The organism is Paenibacillus sp. J22P277 (assembly GCF_059383675.1).
The window spans coordinates 282,743-300,331 of sequence record NZ_JBXENS010000008.1; the positions used below are offsets into that span (position 1 = coordinate 282,743).

General features: G+C 56.0%; 21 protein-coding genes. 15 read left to right on the forward strand and 6 right to left on the reverse strand.

What is annotated here, in order from left to right:
• From AC50YL_RS28145 to AC50YL_RS28200, 12 genes are all read left to right on the forward strand, one after another.
• Window positions 1-3,105 carry a glycoside hydrolase family 9 protein gene (locus AC50YL_RS28145; protein WP_494836348.1) on the forward strand — a complete coding sequence of 1,035 codons (3,105 nt, stop codon included), beginning with the start codon at window positions 1-3 and terminating at the stop codon, window positions 3,103-3,105.
• Window positions 3,106-3,174: 69 nt separating this feature from the next.
• Window positions 3,175-3,543 carry a hypothetical protein gene (locus AC50YL_RS28150; protein WP_494836349.1) on the forward strand — a complete coding sequence of 123 codons (369 nt, stop codon included), beginning with the start codon at window positions 3,175-3,177 and terminating at the stop codon, window positions 3,541-3,543.
• Window positions 3,544-3,572: 29 nt separating this feature from the next.
• The gene (locus AC50YL_RS28155; RefSeq protein WP_494836351.1) at window positions 3,573-3,872 is read left to right on the forward strand and encodes a phage tail assembly chaperone; all 300 of its coding nucleotides are present in this window, start codon (window positions 3,573-3,575) and stop codon (window positions 3,870-3,872) included.
• Complete coding sequence (locus AC50YL_RS28160) at window positions 3,865-6,102, forward strand: phage tail tape measure protein (protein ID WP_494836353.1); 2,238 nt, start codon at window positions 3,865-3,867, stop codon at window positions 6,100-6,102. The genes AC50YL_RS28155 and AC50YL_RS28160 overlap by 8 nt, the downstream gene beginning before the upstream one ends.
• The gene (locus AC50YL_RS28165) at window positions 6,099-7,298 is read left to right on the forward strand and encodes a hypothetical protein (RefSeq protein WP_494836354.1); all 1,200 of its coding nucleotides are present in this window, start codon (window positions 6,099-6,101) and stop codon (window positions 7,296-7,298) included. Before AC50YL_RS28160 ends, AC50YL_RS28165 begins: the two co-directional genes overlap by 4 nt.
• Entirely contained in the window at window positions 7,298-7,516 is a 219-nt protein-coding gene (locus tag AC50YL_RS28170; protein WP_494836355.1) for a hypothetical protein, read from the forward strand. The genes AC50YL_RS28165 and AC50YL_RS28170 overlap by 1 nt, the downstream gene beginning before the upstream one ends.
• A 12-nt stretch (window positions 7,517-7,528) precedes the next feature.
• Entirely contained in the window at window positions 7,529-7,882 is a 354-nt protein-coding gene (locus AC50YL_RS28175; protein WP_494836356.1) for a hypothetical protein, read from the forward strand.
• 1 nt (window position 7,883) lies between these two features.
• On the forward strand, window positions 7,884-9,380 hold the full coding sequence (locus AC50YL_RS28180) for a hypothetical protein (RefSeq protein WP_494836357.1): 1,497 nt from the start codon (window positions 7,884-7,886) through the stop codon (window positions 9,378-9,380).
• Between the two features lie 19 nt (window positions 9,381-9,399).
• Window positions 9,400-9,753, forward strand: coding sequence for a hypothetical protein (locus AC50YL_RS28185; protein ID WP_494836359.1), 354 nt, complete (start codon window positions 9,400-9,402; stop codon window positions 9,751-9,753).
• The gene (locus AC50YL_RS28190; protein WP_494836360.1) at window positions 9,750-9,944 is read left to right on the forward strand and encodes a CD1375 family protein; all 195 of its coding nucleotides are present in this window, start codon (window positions 9,750-9,752) and stop codon (window positions 9,942-9,944) included. The genes AC50YL_RS28185 and AC50YL_RS28190 overlap by 4 nt, the downstream gene beginning before the upstream one ends.
• Before the next feature lie 65 nt (window positions 9,945-10,009).
• Complete coding sequence (locus AC50YL_RS28195) at window positions 10,010-10,495, forward strand: phage holin family protein (protein WP_494836361.1); 486 nt, start codon at window positions 10,010-10,012, stop codon at window positions 10,493-10,495.
• Window positions 10,473-11,402, forward strand: coding sequence for a GH25 family lysozyme (locus AC50YL_RS28200; protein WP_494836362.1), 930 nt, complete (start codon window positions 10,473-10,475; stop codon window positions 11,400-11,402). The genes AC50YL_RS28195 and AC50YL_RS28200 overlap by 23 nt, the downstream gene beginning before the upstream one ends.
• Before the next feature lie 19 nt (window positions 11,403-11,421).
• Here the strand turns inward: AC50YL_RS28200 and AC50YL_RS28205 are convergent, their stop codons facing one another.
• Entirely contained in the window at window positions 11,422-11,811 is a 390-nt protein-coding gene (locus AC50YL_RS28205) for a YhjD family protein (protein WP_494836363.1), read from the reverse strand.
• Window positions 11,812-11,863: 52 nt separating this feature from the next.
• The gene (locus AC50YL_RS28210; RefSeq protein WP_494836364.1) at window positions 11,864-12,478 is read right to left on the reverse strand and encodes a stalk domain-containing protein; all 615 of its coding nucleotides are present in this window, start codon (window positions 12,476-12,478) and stop codon (window positions 11,864-11,866) included.
• Window positions 12,479-12,873: 395 nt separating this feature from the next.
• On the opposite strand from AC50YL_RS28210, the gene AC50YL_RS28215 reads away from it, so the two are divergent.
• On the forward strand, window positions 12,874-13,086 hold the full coding sequence (locus tag AC50YL_RS28215) for a helix-turn-helix transcriptional regulator (RefSeq protein ID WP_494836728.1): 213 nt from the start codon (window positions 12,874-12,876) through the stop codon (window positions 13,084-13,086).
• 99 nt (window positions 13,087-13,185) lie between these two features.
• The gene (locus AC50YL_RS28220; protein ID WP_494836365.1) at window positions 13,186-13,398 is read left to right on the forward strand and encodes a hypothetical protein; all 213 of its coding nucleotides are present in this window, start codon (window positions 13,186-13,188) and stop codon (window positions 13,396-13,398) included.
• 32 nt (window positions 13,399-13,430) lie between these two features.
• On the opposite strand, the gene AC50YL_RS28225 is transcribed toward AC50YL_RS28220, so the two are convergent.
• The 4 genes from AC50YL_RS28225 to AC50YL_RS28240 are packed head-to-tail and all read right to left on the reverse strand — an operon-like array spanning window position 13,431 to window position 17,158.
• Window positions 13,431-15,773: a hypothetical protein gene (locus tag AC50YL_RS28225; RefSeq protein ID WP_494836366.1), complete on the reverse strand. Its 2,343-nt coding sequence runs from the start codon at window positions 15,771-15,773 to the stop codon at window positions 13,431-13,433.
• Window positions 15,770-16,450: a M23 family metallopeptidase gene (locus AC50YL_RS28230; RefSeq protein WP_494836368.1), complete on the reverse strand. Its 681-nt coding sequence runs from the start codon at window positions 16,448-16,450 to the stop codon at window positions 15,770-15,772. Before AC50YL_RS28230 ends, AC50YL_RS28225 begins: the two co-directional genes overlap by 4 nt.
• 5 nt (window positions 16,451-16,455) lie before the next feature.
• The gene (locus AC50YL_RS28235) at window positions 16,456-16,911 is read right to left on the reverse strand and encodes a hypothetical protein (protein ID WP_494836370.1); all 456 of its coding nucleotides are present in this window, start codon (window positions 16,909-16,911) and stop codon (window positions 16,456-16,458) included.
• Window position 16,912: 1 nt separating this feature from the next.
• Window positions 16,913-17,158, reverse strand: a complete 246-nt coding sequence (locus AC50YL_RS28240; RefSeq protein WP_494836371.1) for a hypothetical protein — start codon at window positions 17,156-17,158, stop codon at window positions 16,913-16,915.
• 134 nt (window positions 17,159-17,292) lie between these two features.
• On the opposite strand from AC50YL_RS28240, the gene AC50YL_RS28245 reads away from it, so the two are divergent.
• Window positions 17,293-17,517, forward strand: coding sequence for a helix-turn-helix domain-containing protein (locus AC50YL_RS28245; protein ID WP_494836373.1), 225 nt, complete (start codon window positions 17,293-17,295; stop codon window positions 17,515-17,517).
• Window positions 17,518-17,589 lie beyond the last annotated feature (72 nt).

Here is a 17,589-nt window from a genome sequence, read left to right on the forward strand (position 1 = left end):
ATGCTGATCGGCGTAGGGGTTGGCCCTCCTTTCTTGCGTAAACCCCCCGTTTCCGAAGTGAAAGATTGGGTATTCGATAGCGCCTCCGCGACATTCACGGGGGCCGCTTGGAGTGCTTCAACCGCCGTTCCTAGCTATCATCCTGCTAATGTCCCAGGGAATTTCCTGGGACCCGATTATCGAGCGCGCGCGGGAGTTTTAGCGGGTACTTCTGTAAGCAAGATGACGTGGAACGCAAACCTTCCGAAAGCCGGCACGTACTCGGTCTATACATGGCTCCCGGACGGATCACCTGACCGCGCAATTGACCAAACATTCAAAGTCGTTTATACGGGTGATGCGTCGATGAGCATGAAAGTCGACACGTCGATTCGCGGGGCGAACGTGAATAACAGCGCGGGTGGTAACTGGTTCTACCTCGGAACATACGACTTCGACGCAGGCGGCGGATATGTAGAAGCGCAGGACGTTTTTTTCATTACCGGCAATGGCGCAGGCTCGAACGTTCACGCGGACGCCGTGCGCTTCGTAAAAGAGCCAGCACGATCGAGTGTCGGCAACTTGTCACTGACGCTGACACAGCTCTCCGACGTTAGCGCGAAGCTGACCATTTCCGATACGAATCCGGAGGACACGAGGCCGTATTGGATCGAACGCCGAAGGACGGCGGGGTCGGGCCTCGATACGCAATATTGGGCGCCTTACTTCTATCCCGCCGGCACGGTGGATGTGCAAGAATATATGCTTCAACAGGGTACGCCATCGACGTATACGTACCGCATTCGGCGTTGGGGCGACAATGTGCCGGCCGATACGAAAACGGTAAGCATGAAGGCGCTGAAAGGGCGCAACCGTGGTGTACTCGTCAATCAATTCGGTTACAAGCCTGACGCGAAGAAGACCGTCGTCGTCCGAGGCTCGACCTTGTCCGCGTCTACCACATTCAACGTCGTCGACGAGATCACCGGAACGGCAGTTCTTTCGAATCTCCCTTTGACGGCGTTCTCGGTGGCCGATCCGCTCGAACCGACAGCCGGAACAATCTTGAAAACGGGCGACTTCTCTCAGCTTCGCACGCCGGGCTATTACCGGATCAAGACCAACGACGCGACAAACTCCGAATCGGCAATGTTCCAGATCAGCGCGACGCCGTACGACAATTTGCTCGGGCATACGATCCGGCAAATGAAATATACGCGCCATCCAAAGACAATCATGACCGTGCGCCAGGACACCGGCGAAGCGGTAGACGTCGGCGGCGGATGGGAAGACGCATGGGATTATCGTCATTGGCTCTCGTATACGATGACGCTGCGACCGCTTGTCCTCGGCATTATGCTGCTTGAGCAAGGATACACGGCGCCGGATCTTGTGAGCGAGTACCGTATCGGCCTCGATCTGATCATGAAGTTTCAGGAGAAGACGCCGGGCGGCCACGGCCAGATGAAAGAGGGCCAGCTATTCGCGGCTTACGCTTATCAAGACTTCGGAAATATCGCGGTAGTGGAGAACGTTAACGATACGGAAGACCTGGGCGGCTACTTGAAGCGGAACGAACATGTCATCGGCCATTACCAGGCGGTGCAGGCGCTCGCGAAGGCTGCGGCGTTTTTCTTGACGCTCGATTCGACCTATGCCACTAAACTTCAGACGGCCGCCGCTTTGACATGGACGTACACGAACACTTACGACGAGCAGGCGCATGTCAAGTACGCAGAGGAGCCGGACGGCGAGTATTACCGCGCGGTGCCTGTCGCGAACTACGCGCATAAGGTCATGGCGGCGCTGGACCTGTACCGGCTGACGGGCACGGCCTCGTACCTGACGGCCGCGACCACGTACGCCAACAAGATAGTGGACTGCCAGAAGCTCGACCACAAATGGAGCAGCCAATACGTGACCGGTTTCATGTATCGGGACGAGACGACGACGGCCAAAACGAATAATGACGTCTTCCGGCATCGGGTCCACAATTACGCGCCGTTCTATGCGCTGGCGCGGGCCATGAAGGAGATCACGACGGCCGCGCTGACAGATTGGTTCAAGTGGCAGGGTACGCTTGCCATCTTCGTTGAGGCGTTTGCGAAGCCTATGGTCGGGCTGTCTGCCTATGGAATCATGCCGTATGGCTTCAACATCGGCAGCGGCCCGGCGCGGACCCTGGCCGGATCGACGGTAAACTTCCGGTACTTCCTTGGCGGGGAGTCGTCGGCGTTCAAGAGCGATGGCAATACGAAGATGCTCGCCGGCTACGCGGCGGCGCTCGTGCAAGTCGCGCAGGCGTTCGGGGATGTCTCATTCGAAGAGCTGGCGCAACGGCAATTTGACTTCGTGCTCGGGACAAATCCATTCGAGCAGCCTGTCACCGTGGGACTTGGCGAACGACCGCCGGGCAACACCTTCGTTTACCAGACGCATGGTATAAACTACCGCTGTTTTCAAGCGATCGGCGCCGTAGTAAACGGTATCGACGGCCTGAACGCGACGGACATGCCAAAGTGGGACAACGGCTGGCAGACGGGCGAGACGTGGGGGATCAATCAAGACATGATCCAATTCACGTCGGCCACGATGGGCCAGAAGTCGAAAGTCCGCTTCACAATCACCGGCGCTGCGAATACGGCGTTCTCGATCGTGAACCGCACGACGTCCGCGACGGAGGCGAGTGGCACGACCAACAGCAGCGGCAGCACCGGCGATATTGTCTTGAACGGCGGAGGCAAGTACAAGCTTGTCGTCGGATCGTTCGAAAAGGTGTTCGACCTGGCGTCGGGCTACACGGCGACGGACGGCGTTACACTGGCGCGCGATATGGAGATCGTCTCTATCGCAACTGCGAGCCGGCATGTTTCGCCTGGAGCGGCATTTACCGTAAGCGTGACCGTGAAGAACAACAGCAGCTCAGGCGTAACGTTCAATTGGGACGTGTTGCTTAAAAACGCCTCTATCTCGCCGACAGTCCCGACCGTTGCGTTGACGGCTAACGAGACGAAGGTCATCACGTTGAACCTGACCGCAGGCACAAGCGACCAACCATTCGTAATAACGTTGGTCCCGGAAGGCAAGCGCAGCTATGCGAAATATTACGTCGGGTTCGTTGATTAATCGGAACAAAGCACAAAGGGCGCTCATTCGGGCGCTCTTTTTTATTACCTAAAAAACGGAGGGCTATATATGGGACAACAGTATATCGAAATCGAGCTCGGAGGAAAGACGCGTTTGCTGAGGATGGATTATAACTCAGTCTGCGACATCGAGGAGCGTTTCGGCAAAGGCATCACGGCCATTTTGAACGCGGAGCAAATCGGCCTCCGGGCGCTGCGGGTGTTCTACTGGGCCGCTCTGAAATGGAAAGACCCGGGTCTCACGGTCGAGCGAGTCGGCCAAATGCTGCAAAAGGAAATCACCGAAAATGGTGCCGACATCAAAGCGTTATTCGAGCCGGTTCTCAAGGCGCTGAAACAATCCAAAGTGCTCAGCAGCAAAGAGGCGGAAGACGAAAGCGAAGACGAGGACATCGACGAAGGCCCAAAGACAGAATAGATCCCGAAAGGCTGACCGATTGGTCGGTCTTGAAGCGGATCGCATACGGGCCGCTCGGCCTTAAACCGTGGGAGTTCTGGCGGCTAACGCACGCGGAGCTATTGGACATGCTGGAAGGCCGGAAGCACTCCGCAGACCTGGAGCTCCGGCGCCTGGCCTGGCACGCGGCGAACCTCATGAACGTGCATCTCAAGAAGAAGGTTACGGTCGATAAGCTGCTCAAGCCGAAGCCACAGCAAACTGACATCGACAAGCGGAAGCAATTCGACAAGCTGACCAGGATGAGCGAGAAAATCCTCAAGAAGAATGGAGGCGGCGGAGGTGGCTAGGGAAACCATAGCAAGCATGGCCGTCAATATCGGTCTGGACCTATCCGAATTCACCAAGAGCGCGAACGAGTTTAACAAGTCGTTCGGGAAGCTCGGCGGGCAGCTCCAGAAGGTCGGGACCGGAATAGCCGCCGGGTTCGGCGGAGCGGCTATCGCGGTCGGCGCTGCGCTTGGCAGCGCGGTAAGCAAGGCGGCGGACTTCGACGCTGAGATGAGCCGTGTCGGCGCCATCGCCGGCGCATCGAAAGAAGACCTGAACGCTATGAGGCAGGCCGCGCTCGATCTTGGTGCATCGACGTCGCTCAGCGCGTCGGAGGTCGCCGAGGGTATGGAGCTCATGGCCGCGAAGGGCTACGACGCGTCCCAAGTCATCGCCGCGATGCCCGGTATAATCAACGCCGCCGCAGCATCCGGCGAGGACTTGGCGCTTGTGTCCGACACGGTGGCCTCTGCGCTCAATGCCTTCGGACTGGAAGCCGCCGACGCGACGAAGGTCGCCGATGTCCTGGCGAAAAGTGCAAACACGTCCGCCGCAGGCGTCGGGGATCTGCAGTATGCCTTCAAGTATGCGGCGCCCGTCTTCAAGGCCTCCGGCTACTCGATGGAGACGCTGGCAGCGGCGACCGGCATCATGGCGGACGCGGGCATGAAAGGAGAACAGGCCGGCACGACGTTGCGCTCCGCTATGCTGAGCCTGGCGAAGCCAACGAAAGCGGCCTCGTCTGAGCTGGCAGCGCTTGGCGTCCAAGTGACGGACGCACACGGCCAATTCCTGCCGTTCGACCAAATCCTCGGCCAGCTTCAAACCGGTATGAACGGCATGGGTGGCGCGCAGAAAGAGGCCGCACTCGCGACGATCTTCGGGACCGAAGCCATGACCGGCATGCTCACACTGGTCGACACGGGGCCGGAGAAGCTGAACGCATTGACGAAAGGCCTCGAAGACTCGGGCGGCGCTTCGGCCCTGGCCGCAGCTCAGATGAAGGACAATCTAAAGGGCTCGATGGAGCAGCTTAGCGGAGCGGTCGAGACGTTGCAAATCGGCCTAGGCTCTGCTCTCGCGCCTGCGGTCCGCACGGTCGCGGACGGAATCGCTGATCTCGTCAACTTCTTCAACGGCATGCCCGGGCCAGTGAAGGAGGCGATCGCAATAGGGGCTGCGCTTGTGGCCGGCTTGCTTGTGATGGTGGCCGTCGTCGGGGCTTTGGTCGCTGCACTAGGCTTTTTGGTCGCTGCGGAGTGGGCCGTTATCCTGCCAATTGTGGGCATGGTCGCAGCGATCGTAGGCGTCGGCATCGTCATTGCGGCGCTCGCGGCCCTGATCTATGCGAATTGGGATTCGATCTCGGCGGCGACCATCGCGGCCTGGAATGTGGTATCCAACGCGGTAAAAGTCGCATGGGACGCAATTGTCGGATTCTTCAAAGCGGCATGGGCGGTCATCGGGCCGACCGTGACGGCGGGATGGGCTACGATTCAGACCATTTTCACGACGGCGGTCACGACGGTGAAGACAATCGTCTCGGCGGCATGGGAAGTCATCAAGACGCTATTCGCTACGGCGTTTCTCGTTATCGTCGCTCTTGTGACAGGCAAATGGGGCGACATCGGCGGCATCTTCTCAGCGGCTGGAGAGAAGCTGAAGAGCATCATCTCTGGCGCATGGGAAAAGATCAAGGTGCTATGGTCGAACGCCTTTGCGGCTATCGGCAAGTCGGCTGCCGACGCCTGGAACGGGATGAAGCAAATTTTCTCCGATGCCTGGGACGCGATTAAATCGTGGTTCGGGAACATAGTTTCCGACGCGAGGGACATTGGCAAAAACATCATCCAAGGCATGGTCGACGGCGTCGCCTCGATGGTATCCAGCTTGGCGAATAAGGTCAAGGACGTGGTCGGCGGCGCGATCGATGCGGCAAAGAACCTGCTGCAAATCCATTCCCCGTCGCGGGTGTTCATGGAGATTGGCGGCTATACCGGCGAGGGCTTGGCGATCGGCCTCGACAGAAGCGCGACGGACGTCGCAAGGGCGGCGGAAGGCCTGGCAGCAGTGCCGGTCGGCGCTTACGAGGGCGCGCTGTCCGCTCCAGATACGGGTGGAGGAAGGTCGTCTCTCTCAGATTATGGCGCCGGCCAAGACATCGTCATCAATCTGGACGGCCGGGAGATCGGCCGCAGCGCAACGAAGTACATCGGCAGTAATATGCGGATGCGGGGGTCGATCACTTGACGATGTACTCGATCGTTCTATCAGGCGCAACCGGTACGTATGACATCACGTCGAAGACGCGCGGAGCCAAGCTGGACCGTTCGCTCGGCGAGGCGTCCGCGTCGCTGGAACTTGATTGTCACAACCTTACGGAGAACCACACGATGGATAACGTCATACTGACCGTCGCCGGGGTCGTTCGCTTCTCCGGCAAGGTGAAAACTCAAACAGACAAGAAGGATGGGACGCTTAAGGTCTCCACTCTGCAGTGCGTCGACAATACCGACAAGCTGCAACGGATCGTTGTCGCCCAAGTTTATACTGACATGACGCCACGGCAAATGATCACGGCGCTAGTTTCGTTCTATGCGCCGTGGGTCGAGGTTGCGGACGTTCAAGACGTTGGCGGGACGGTCGATCTGCTCGCTTTCAACTACGATACGTTCGCCGCTGCGATTCAGAAAATCGCCGACATAACCGGCGCGTATTGGTATTTGGACGAGAACGATGGTTTGCACCTCTTCACGGATTACGAGGACGCTACTGCTGCGGTATACGATGCGACGAAAAGCGGCGACATCCTGCGCGGATCGTTCTCACTCCAAACGGCAGGTCAAGAGCTGGCGAACCGTGTATGGGTCATCGGCTCCAGGGCTTCGAGCCCAAACTATATCGAGCAGTCGTGGACCGGCGACGGAGGAAACGCGATTTTCTCGACCGCCTACGAACAGAACTATCCGGAGGTATTCGAAAACAACGTCGCGAAGACGATCGAGGTCGACGACGGCAACGGCGATAGCGATAAAAATTACACGTACAACAAAAAGAATAAGGTCCTTACGCGCGTCGGCGGTCCGCTGCCGGCCGGCGTCAAGCTACTACTCCGGTACAGGCCTACCGTCCAAGTAATCGACTATTTCGAGGACCCGACAAGCGTAGCGAAGTACGGGTTATACGAGAAGGTCATACGGGACAAGAAGATCACGACGAGAACAGCGGCGCGCAGCCGCGGCCGGGCGGAGCTCAAGCGGTTGAAAAGCCTGATCCGTTACCCGTCCTGGACGACTCATCGCTGGACGGTCAACGTCGGCGACCTGGTATCGGTGAGCGTGCCTTCCTTCGAGTTTGCCGCGCGCTGCCGCGTGGATCGCGTCTCGATCAGCTTCACGCCACAAGTGATTTCGGCTGAGATCGACGCAACGGAGGTGCTTGTCTAATGGCGAACGGGATGGATGATCTGAGCAACCTCGCGCAGCGCGTTACGGCGCTGGAGCAAGACGACATCGATACAGACCAATCCGTAACGCAAATCATTAAGAGCTATCCCCGGCTGGGCATTCGCGTCAAGATGACGGCATGGATGCACGAGTACCGGAAATGCGGTGATACCAATCCACTATTCGGCGCCGTATGCGGGACCGGGACATTCATTTAAGGGGGCGATCAGATGATTAACCGCTCAGGCCTAGACAGGGTCATCGAGCTACTGGACGCGGATATCACGTATGTCGCAGTCGGCTCGGGCGCGGCGCCCGTCGTAGCGTCGAGGCAGCTCTCGCACGAGACCTATCGTAATCTCGTCACGGACGCATTCGTCGACGGAACGGTCCTTGTCAAAGAGCTATTTCTCGATGAGTCGTCCGGGAACGGGCTCATTACTGAAGTCGGTCTATTAGCCGACGGGGCGACCGGAGCGGCAGGGAGCGGCGCGTTATTCGCATCGTTCGGCACGAACCTGAATAAGACGTCTTCCCAGTCATTAACGATTAGTTTCGAGGTCGAAGTATTGGAGGTGCTATAGCGTGACGATTTACTCGAAAACAAACTGGTTAGACCGCCTGGTTCAATTTCCAAACCGCTTTAAGAAGACGAACGAGACTACGGTAGGCGTAGACCTGGCCGCCGATCCCGGGACCGTGACGCAAACCGGTACGCCAGTATCAGCCGCGAACATGAACAAGATCGAGCAGGGGATCGCCGACGCGCTTACGCGGGACGAGATCCTGAACGGCGTCGCGCAGATTGAGAATTACGTCGGGAAGGTCGCCGGGAGTCAAGTCGAGAATCCGCACGTCATAAGATATGCATCCGCCGGAGCGCTATCGACCACACTTGTGCTTCCTTCTGCGGCAACTACGGTCGGTGCTTCACAGCAACAGTACTACGACGGCGTAGCAGCTTTGGGCGGACAATCGTTCTCATTCGCCCGCACAGCAAATGGCGAGATGGCTCAAACCGTGTTCGTGTTCGACCTGATCGCGGCCGTCGAACGTAAGTACGGAACCATACCGGGGGCAAACGTTACCGCCAAAGTAGCATGGCTGAGAGCGAACGTGAAACGCCTTGTAGCTAATTACTATGGCCGAGGGACGTATCCGGGCGGGAATAAAGTCACCGTACTGACCTGGAGCGCGGCGGCGGGTCGATGGTTCACCGAGTTTCCCTCTACAAACACGACCGCGCAAGTTACGAAGATATCGAAAACATCGACAGACATGAGCAACGCCATTGACGCAAACGGACAAGTTTTCTTCCTCGCCTATGCTGATCCTAGCGACGGCGCGACGGCAAGCACGATCTATAGCGACTATATCGAGCTGGAGGTCGATGTAAAGGCGATTTATAATATCGGCGATCCTGCCGGGGTTTTGACAGGGCTGAAAACTCTTAATTCGGTTGTTCTGGCGGACGGGACGCAGGCGATTACGGCGCCGATCGCCTACCAGGGCGAGACGCTGCCGAGGCTCCGCCGGAACGCCACGACGGGGCTACTTGAATACTACAACGGGACGGGGTGGGTGCCAGTGGGCGCGAATATGATGTATGTACAAAGTACCAACGTCCTTGCGTCGGCGCTGTCTGAGTACCAGACGCCGACCGTATCAACGGGCAATACAAGTTACTATCTTGTGCTAATATGGACACCATCCTATGACGGCGTCGTGACGATTAGCGCCGATATTCATCCCGACTCAGGCGGGTCTGCTGATTGTAGAGTATATTCGGATATTTCAAGCCATGAAGTAGTTAGCGGGAGCGGTCGGATCGGCGTTATGGATGAAACGCTATTCCCCTTCAATTACTATTCGCCAGTGGGCTCAAGCACCAGCGTCCCGCAGGACGCCGCTTCTGTTAATATCGGGACTAACGGTTCGACGTCATATGCGACAGTCAGTAAAACAATCACGGTATTCGCAGGAAAGCCCATCTATATAACCGTGGGCCGAAACTCCTCGTCCAGCGGCGGTTTTTCGTTTATCAGGAACGTGAAAGTGCTAGGCGATCGGATTCAGCTTTAATACGAAGGAGGCGTTAGCATTGATCGTTTTTCTAACCGGTGATAGAGTGACAGGATTTCACGACACAATGACCGCCGAGGGGCTTGCCGACTATCCTGGCGACTTCGTAGAGGTCGACGAACTGGCCGACGATATCCGGTATGCTCCGGCAGACAAATACGCCGTGTATGATCGCATGGCCGAAACGTTCTATCTATTGGACCGACCGAAGCCGCCGAAGACACCGGAGCAAATCGAGATCGAAGAGCTCAAGCAGCAGCTCGCCGAATCGAATGAAGCGAATTTGACGACGATGTCCGCGCTTGCCGATGTGTTCGAACTGGTACTTTCCCTCCAAGATCAAATAGCACAAAACCAAGGAACCGAACCATGATCACACTGATCATCCGGTTCCTTTTCATTTGCTTGGGGGGAGGTGAAAAGATCATGGTCGATGTATATGTAGCGCTCATCATTAACAACCGCCGCAATTTCAATCAAGTTCCGACGCAATTGCAACCGGCAGTGGAGAGCGAATTGACGGCTCTTGGATTGGATAACGAAGGTAAACCGATTCAGGCGTAAATGGTTTCAGGCTCCGCTACTTGCGGGGCCTATTTTATTTGGCCCAAGAAAGGGATGATATTCTAATGATGAAGGAAACAGGCTCGACGATCTTCACGGCAGCTATCGGAGCAACCGGCAAAGAGACGGCACTTGGTACGACCGGGGCCGCAATCGGATTAATCGTATCCCAATGGCTCGGCGGTTGGGATATGGCACTTAAAGTATTATTGGTCCTGATGCTCGCCGATTACGTGACTGGCGTCCTGGGTGCCATCAAAACAAAGACGGTGAACAGCGACGTTATGTTCTGGGGCGGCATCCGGAAGATCACCGTCCTCTTCGTGGTGGGTCTGGCGTCCATGCTGGACGATTGGGTTCAGACCGGCGCGCCTGTCTTCCGCACGGCGGCCATTTACTTTTACGGCGGCCGCGAGGGGCTTTCAGTCGTCGAGAACCTGGGAACGATCGGCGTGCCGCTGCCGGTCCAGATTAGAAGCTTTTTAGAACAGCTCGCAGATAAAGGCAACGGGAAGGACGTGAGCGACGATGCAAGCAAGGGTGGCAAGTAACCTTAAAGTCATCGACGTGTCTCATCACCAAAACGACCGGGGCACAATCGTTTGGTCGAAGGTTAAAGGCGATGGCGTGGCGGGGGTGTTCGTTAAGGTGACGGAGGGCGGATCGAGCATTGACAAAAAGTTCGCCTCCAATGCGACCGGCGCAATCGGTGCGGGCCTGAAGGTCGGATTCTACCACTACGCGCATCCAGAGCTGAACGCGCCGGAGACGGAGTCCGCGAATTTCTTCCGCAACGCGAAGCAGTACAAGGCCGATTTCCCGCACGTCCTCGACGTGGAGGGCGCTGCGAGCGGGATCGGCGCGGCGGCACTTACGGCGTGGTGCGTGAAGTGGCTCCAGGAGGTCGAGCGGCTGACCGGACATCCGGCCATGATTTACACTGGAGCCAGCTTCGCAAAGTCCTACCTCGGCGCTGCGCTTGCCAAATGGCCGCTCTGGGTGGCCCACTACGACGTGAACACGCCGATGGGTAACAACACCTGGGACGAGTGGTCGGCGTTCCAATACACCAGCAAGGGAAGCGTCGCAGGGATCGCCGGAAACGTCGACGTCAACGCCATGGAGAAATCATTCTTCGATAAATACGCCGGCGTTCCTCCAGCACTGCAACCGTCTGGAGAAGACAACATCAAAATCGTGGTTAACGACAAACTCGCTGCTTACGGCCGGCTGATTGACGGTCATGCGTATCTCCCGTTGCGGCAGCTTGGCGATGCGCTCGGCGTGCCCGTGGAGTGGAGGGCAAAAGAGGCGACGCCCTACGTTGGTGGCAAGGTGGTCACGTCATTCAAGCTTATCGACGGCCGGACATATATCGGAGTTCGCTCCGCTGCGGAACAACTCGGCGGCACGGTTAGTTTCGACAACGGAACAAAGAAGGTCTACTTCTATAAATAACGTTGAAAGAGGCCCTACTCTAACGAGTGGGCCTTTTTTTCATTTTCGCTTCAACTTCCCCGCTAAGCCTCCCCATCACAACCCCGAGTTCCGTTCTCGCATGGTCCCTCGTGAGATGGAAGATGTTCTTATACCCTCTGCACCATATCTCATATTGCATGATGAAATCCTGATGCGTTCCATCGTTGTACTTTATATCGCCTTGCTTCAATTCCCGTTTGAGCTCGATCAGTTCAAGGCGAGCGCGGTCGAACACCGCCTCCAGGACATCCAGATGCATCCCTTTCAGCACGTTAAACCCGTTCTGTACCCGTGTTCGCTCCAGGTCGAGAATGTCTAGGGCGAACGTGAGAATGATCGCGTCTTTGACCAACGCCCGTTCCTCCGTGGTAATCATCCGTTTATCCATGTTGTCACCTCAAGGTGATGATAACACGAACGATTGTTCCTATTCAAATTCCTTATTCTGTTCCGACTTTCACGTTATTGAACCTATAATCTTCGAAGTTCGTACCCAAAACGATATTGACCTTATCGACGTTCGGTATCGGCGCGAAGAAGATCGTCGACTTGGCCGTAACGCCCGGCTCGATACTCGATGGCGCGTGGTCTACGTCGGCTTTATCATAGTAGTGGTCAAAATTGAAATCAGAATCGAAGTCGTATTGTTTGCCGCCGGATACGACCTTAGTTAAGGATTCTGCTGGGGAAATAGCCTTATCCGAGTTGTTGGTATAGGTGACGTAAATACGGAGCGAATCTTCGTCTTGAACAACGCGATCCAGCTTGACCGTCACGTTATTAATCGTCGTGCCGTTGGCAGGCGCCGCTGTGCTGGAGCCGTCCGTCGATACACGGACTGTGTGCGTTTTTGCATCATAGCCCACCTCAGCGCCGAGCAGGTCGCCGATAGCGCGGAGCGGCAGGTATGTCGCGCCGTTGATCACCTTCGCGTCCACGTTCGCCGCCTTACCGTTAACAATGACTGAAAATGTCGAGGCTGCATAAGCGCCGGCCCCGATCGAAACCCCAAGAACCGCCGTCATAATTCCCGTCACAATAATTTTCTTTTTCAAAATAAACACTCCCCTTACCGAATATGAATATCAAGCATAATATTGGGTTAATTGCCCCGTCAAGGAAAATCATTCCTTATTCGTTTACGAGTGACGAGCGATTTCAGTTCGCTTTTTTCTATTTACAAAAGTAGGGATCTCGTATAGACTAAAAAAACACGAACGAATGTTCTTATCCTAACCCTCTCTTAGGTTGAATGTTCTCGCGAAGGGAAATTTGTTTGTTAAAACTTTTTAAGGATTCGACATTAAGTGACATGACGGAAATTGCATTCATGTTATATTTACACTTAAGCTTAGGGACTATATATTTTATAGTTTCTGCTATGAATAATCTGGTATGATTTGCCGATTATTCATCATGAATGGGGCGGGAACATCATATGCTGCATCCGATGAGCTTGAGGATCGGACGCTGCCTGATACCGCAACTTCTCGAACGGCTTGGGTTAACGCAGCTTGAATTGGCGAGACGTACAGGGATATCTGAAAAGACGATTTCTACATACTGTACGGGCAGAGCAGTCAACATGCCGTTGATCAACGCTATGAAGATAGCCCTCGTATTGAAATGCGAGCCGCGCGATCTTTATGAATGGTTAAGCTGAAGAGATGTGGCGGACGCAGGAGCGTCCACCCGCCCCTATTTTGTCTAAGATCTTAGATTTTTTAAGCACAGCACAGCATGAACGGAGAGGGATAGGTCTATGAAAAGAACGAAGGCAGTAATCGGGATGATCGAGAACCTGATGGACTTAATCGAAGCAATGAACACTCTCCCTGAAGAGACCCGGGAAAAAGTTACGTCTCATTTACACGAGGTTTGCCTGGAGTTCGACAAGGTGATTCAGTCCCAACCGCCTGAAATCGAAGACGGTGAACTGATCGCACAATATATCAGAACGCATCAAATCGAATAGCGTCGACGCTCCGGGATCTCCGGGGCGTTTTTTTATATTGGCTTCGGCAGCTTCGTAATAAACCTCGCGTACCCGTCCTTATTTTTGATCAGATTGAGGCTGTGGTATCGCGGCAGCTTCAGCAAATCCTCTTCCTGATACGGGTAAAGCTCACTCTTCAGCTCTTCGTAATTCTTCTTATCGCAGCCGGAGATAAGCATGTAACTCGCGTTGGCCGATCGTAGCTCATCGCGGATGTGCCGGATCTGGTTGAGGTAATGTGCGGAGATGATCGGTTTGAGCCCGAACTTCGCGTATTGGCTGACCTTTGAACGTATGAACTCTTCGGTGTGCCGGACTTGGTAAAGCTCGTCGACGATCAGGTTCACCTTGACGTACTTCGACCGGTCGCCGGCCAACCGTTTACTCCGCATCTGCAGCGCAAGCCATATCTTCGTGCTCCAGTAGGTCGTATAGACGTCGCGCTCGCCGTCGGTACCGAACATGTCGGACGGCATCCGGATGCAAATCAATTGATTCTTCTGCATCTCTTTGACGAGATCCGCATTGCCGGCCGTCCCCTTATCCAACATTTTCTCCATGTAGGCATTTTGCTCGAGCTGGTTCAGTCGATCGATGATCCCGACGATGTAATTTTCCTTGGTCCCGATTATGACGTCGCCGGCCTTGTTGTACTCATCCAGTTCCCGCAGCGACTTGATGTACTTTTTCAGGTTCTCATGCTGCTCCCGGGGTACGGCCCGTGTGAGGCGCTGGCGCACCTCGTGATCTTGAAGGCAGTCGAACATGTCGCGAATGCTCCCGCCGCCGATAAACGTCACCAGGGCGGCCGCAGCAAGGTACCGCTGCATCTTGGCCGTCAGCCTTGTTTCGTCCGCGTTGATCGAGTTGATCAGCGTAAGGAGCTGCGTGGTCTGCTTCTTCGCGTTGTCATATGCCTCAAATGGATCTGCACTGACGCCCACCTCGTTATACCCGAGCCCCTGCAGCTTCTTAAAATCGCCGCACTCGATGACGAACGTTTTGTCCGGCGGAATCGCGGCGGCTACCTCCCGGCTCAATTCGCACTGGCCGACGAAATCAAAGATAATGGCGCACTCCCCGGCATTAATCGCATCCCGGCAGAGGTTGGCAATCAGCGTTGACTTACCCGCGCGCGTCGGACCGATCAGAACGAGCATAAGGTTCTGAAACTCCCGGTCGCTCGAGAGATATGCCGGCTGCGCGTTTCCACGAAAGACGTTATCCCCGATGCACATCACCCCTTGCTTCAGATCTTCCGGAACTTCCGTTTCCTGCGTCTCGACGCGCTCCATGAAGCTGTACCGCTCGAGCAGGTCGCGGCCGGCCAGCGCAATGAAGTTCTGTGCTTCCTGGTCGCCAACCTTGTTTCGTCCGGCCCGGATGTCGCGGTCCGTGAATTGGAATTGCCGTCGGAGGGGGCGGTACTGGAGTTGATTGTCATCGCTGATCGTATCGAAGGACTGCGCTAGGCTACGCGCTGCGTTCCGCTGCCGGAGGACGTCGGAGCTCTCGGCCATGACGACGATCTGGGTGTTGAGAATTGTCGCGCCGGCCTTCTTGGTCGTGTTCTCGCTGACCCGGCGGGCGCCGCTCAAACGCTCGAGCAAACCTTCCAGGACATCGGTTCCTCCGGTCAGCACCTTCTTCCCTCCACCAAGCGTCTCGGCGATCTCGCGGAAGATGGCATTACCCGCAGCGAGCAGATACTTGGCGGCGTAGGATAGCCCCATCTTGTTTCGCTCGACCGGCAGCCGCCGGTTCACCTTGTCGATTGTGGCGCGGTAGATGTGCCGCCAACTGATTTGACTGCCGGGGATGAAGTTGTAGAAGATCCCGAGCCGGTCGCCTTCCTCAAGCAGCTCCACGGCGTTCAGATTGGATGTTAGCAGACCATTACTCCGGCGGTCGACGGCAAGGCTGAGCGGATCTTCTTTTTCGTATAAGAGCTCATACCGCGCTGCCTTCGGTCCGAACTGCGGCATCTCCGGAACTTCCTCGATTGTCACCGCGCCCCAAACATCCGACATCTTCTCCCGCAGGAACCCGAGGTGCTGCCGGGGGACGATGAAATAGAACTCGACCTTGCGCTGCTCCATGTAGACGTAATAAGCGACCTTGGCCGGCAGCGTGTAGCGGAAACGGGTTCCAAGAATGAACTCCCGGCCGAATGCCTTAATCAGCTTGTGCTCTTCGATCTTGACGTTCGCGAGCGCCGTCTTGTAGAGCGTGGCAATGGCGCGGGCAATTTTGTCAGTGCCTTGGTTGCGGACGGCGTTGTTCGGCTTAATCCGGAGGAATGCATAATCCGGCTGCGTCACCTGCAACACTTTGGTTAATGGTATGCCTTTCATGAAGCGCCGCCTCCCAGCAGTCTAATGAGGGAATAAATGCCGAAGACCAGACCGGACCACCTGTAAGCCTCCCGATGCCCCAGGGCGCCGAGGATGATTAGCGAGGCGCAACCGATCAGGCCGATACCATAGCTCATGTCCAGAATAACCATGCCGACCTCGTGCAGCCAGTGAAGGACATGGGTGGTCATGCTGTGTGCGATAAACTTTGTAATCGGCCCGGCTGCCGTGTGCTGCAGGAACATCGTGGCCGGACCCTTAACGCCAAGAATGGAAGGGCCGGCAATCTGGCCAGAAAAGTGCTGGACGGCATCGACTAGTGAAGCCGGATCGGCGGGGTGTCCGTTGTGCAGCAGACCAAAGTGGAGATGCGGCCCGGTGCTGTGCCCGGTGTTCCCGCTGAAGCCGAGCAGGTCGCCGGCTGTTACGTGGTCGCCTTGATGCACGCTGACGCTATCGAGATGGCCGTATACATGAACGTCACCGTTTGTGGTCCGGACGTATACGCCGTTGCCCAGGCCGCCGGAGTGATGCACGACGCGTTCCACGGTGCCGGCGGCAATGCTATGCAGTTCGGTTCCGTTTGGCATCGCCAGATCGACGCCGGTATGCATCCGGCCGTCGCGGAACTCTTCGAACACGCCGTATTGAGATGAGATGCGGAACTTCATCGGCATGATGCTCACATCTCCTCGAACAGAGTTTCGACCTGCCCGAACGCCCACGGCAGCCCTAACAGGATGACATACACGAGCAGATAAGCAAGGCCGGACTTGCGCGCCGCGACAAAGTCGCCTTGCACCGTGGAACTGATCGTATCGAAAGCGCCCTTAATGATGATGATCCATTTCCCGATGCCGACAAGCCGGTGATAAAGCTTCTGCGCGCCTACGTCGAGCCCGCTGCCGGTGGTGGCAGCATGAACCGTCTCGAACCCGATGCCGCCGAGTAGAACGGTCAAGGTAATGGCACCGATGCGGTAAATCAGTTTGTGTCGCTCGATGTGCTCGACGACCATGACGGCGCCGGCGCGCAGCCGGTCGATGATTGCCCGGCGGGTAGTTTCCGGGATAGCGGCGACGGCCGGTGTGCGTAAATCAACATGGAAGCCGTAAGGCCGTGCTGTGAGTGTGATCACGTCAAACCCTCCTTTGTGGTATGAAGACCGCCGGCTTCCCTTTAATGCTGGGGGCGACCTCTTTTGGCGTTGGTACGATCGGAGCGATTAGTCTTTCCTTCAGCTCGAATTGTTTCGTCGTTTGGATACCGAGCATAAGACGGAGGCCGTTGCGGCATAGATCCGGGAGGTCATTTTCGTCAATGCCCAGGTTAATCAAATCGGCATCCAATTCCTTGCGAAGCCTGAAGCTTATGAGTGTTTTCATGGCGTGCACCTCCTGTAAACCGGTGTATACCTCAAACATATTGAGCGCTGATTGTCCGATATTCGGAAATCTTTCCGAAAGCTAGTATATTTATTCGCTGACTTGTCCAGATTGCTAGGAGAGGTGAGCGCATTATGGCAGGCTTAGGAAAGCCGCGTACAAAGTTAGGCGAATGGATTGATAAGAAGAAGATTTCACAAGAGGAACTTTCGAAGAGTGCGGGGATTAATCGGGATACGGCAAGTGCGGCTTGCTCGCAGGGCGGGTATATACCGAGCCCGACAGTCATGAAGAAAATATTAAAGGCCCTTCGGGAAGTCGATCCTTCCGTCGGGGCCGATCATTTTTGGGATTTGTAAACATGTTGTGCACAATTGCCCAAGTGGACAATAGGACGGGTGAATCGAAGCGCGCCATCCGCTGACGCGTTC

What these genes read in the sequence shown, in the direction of transcription:
- AC50YL_RS28145 (WP_494836348.1), top strand. Translation starts at nt 1, where the DNA reads ATGCTGATCGGCGTAGGGGTTGGCCCTCCTTTCTTGCGTAAACCCCCC.
- AC50YL_RS28220 (WP_494836365.1), top strand. Translation starts at nt 13,186, where the DNA reads ATGAAAAGAACGAAGGCAGTAATCGGGATGATCGAGAACCTGATGGAC.
- AC50YL_RS28205 (WP_494836363.1), bottom strand. Translation starts at nt 11,811, where the DNA reads ATGGATAAACGGATGATTACCACGGAGGAACGGGCGTTGGTCAAAGAC.
- AC50YL_RS28175 (WP_494836356.1), top strand. Translation starts at nt 7,529, where the DNA reads ATGATTAACCGCTCAGGCCTAGACAGGGTCATCGAGCTACTGGACGCG.
- AC50YL_RS28225 (WP_494836366.1), bottom strand. Translation starts at nt 15,773, where the DNA reads ATGAAAGGCATACCATTAACCAAAGTGTTGCAGGTGACGCAGCCGGAT.
- AC50YL_RS28190 (WP_494836360.1), top strand. Translation starts at nt 9,750, where the DNA reads ATGATCACACTGATCATCCGGTTCCTTTTCATTTGCTTGGGGGGAGGT.
- AC50YL_RS28150 (WP_494836349.1), top strand. Translation starts at nt 3,175, where the DNA reads ATGGGACAACAGTATATCGAAATCGAGCTCGGAGGAAAGACGCGTTTG.
- AC50YL_RS28195 (WP_494836361.1), top strand. Translation starts at nt 10,010, where the DNA reads ATGATGAAGGAAACAGGCTCGACGATCTTCACGGCAGCTATCGGAGCA.
- AC50YL_RS28240 (WP_494836371.1), bottom strand. Translation starts at nt 17,158, where the DNA reads ATGAAAACACTCATAAGCTTCAGGCTTCGCAAGGAATTGGATGCCGAT.
- AC50YL_RS28170 (WP_494836355.1), top strand. Translation starts at nt 7,298, where the DNA reads ATGGCGAACGGGATGGATGATCTGAGCAACCTCGCGCAGCGCGTTACG.
- AC50YL_RS28215 (WP_494836728.1), top strand. Translation starts at nt 12,874, where the DNA reads ATGAGCTTGAGGATCGGACGCTGCCTGATACCGCAACTTCTCGAACGG.
- AC50YL_RS28245 (WP_494836373.1), top strand. Translation starts at nt 17,293, where the DNA reads ATGGCAGGCTTAGGAAAGCCGCGTACAAAGTTAGGCGAATGGATTGAT.
- AC50YL_RS28230 (WP_494836368.1), bottom strand. Translation starts at nt 16,450, where the DNA reads ATGCCGATGAAGTTCCGCATCTCATCTCAATACGGCGTGTTCGAAGAG.
- AC50YL_RS28200 (WP_494836362.1), top strand. Translation starts at nt 10,473, where the DNA reads ATGCAAGCAAGGGTGGCAAGTAACCTTAAAGTCATCGACGTGTCTCAT.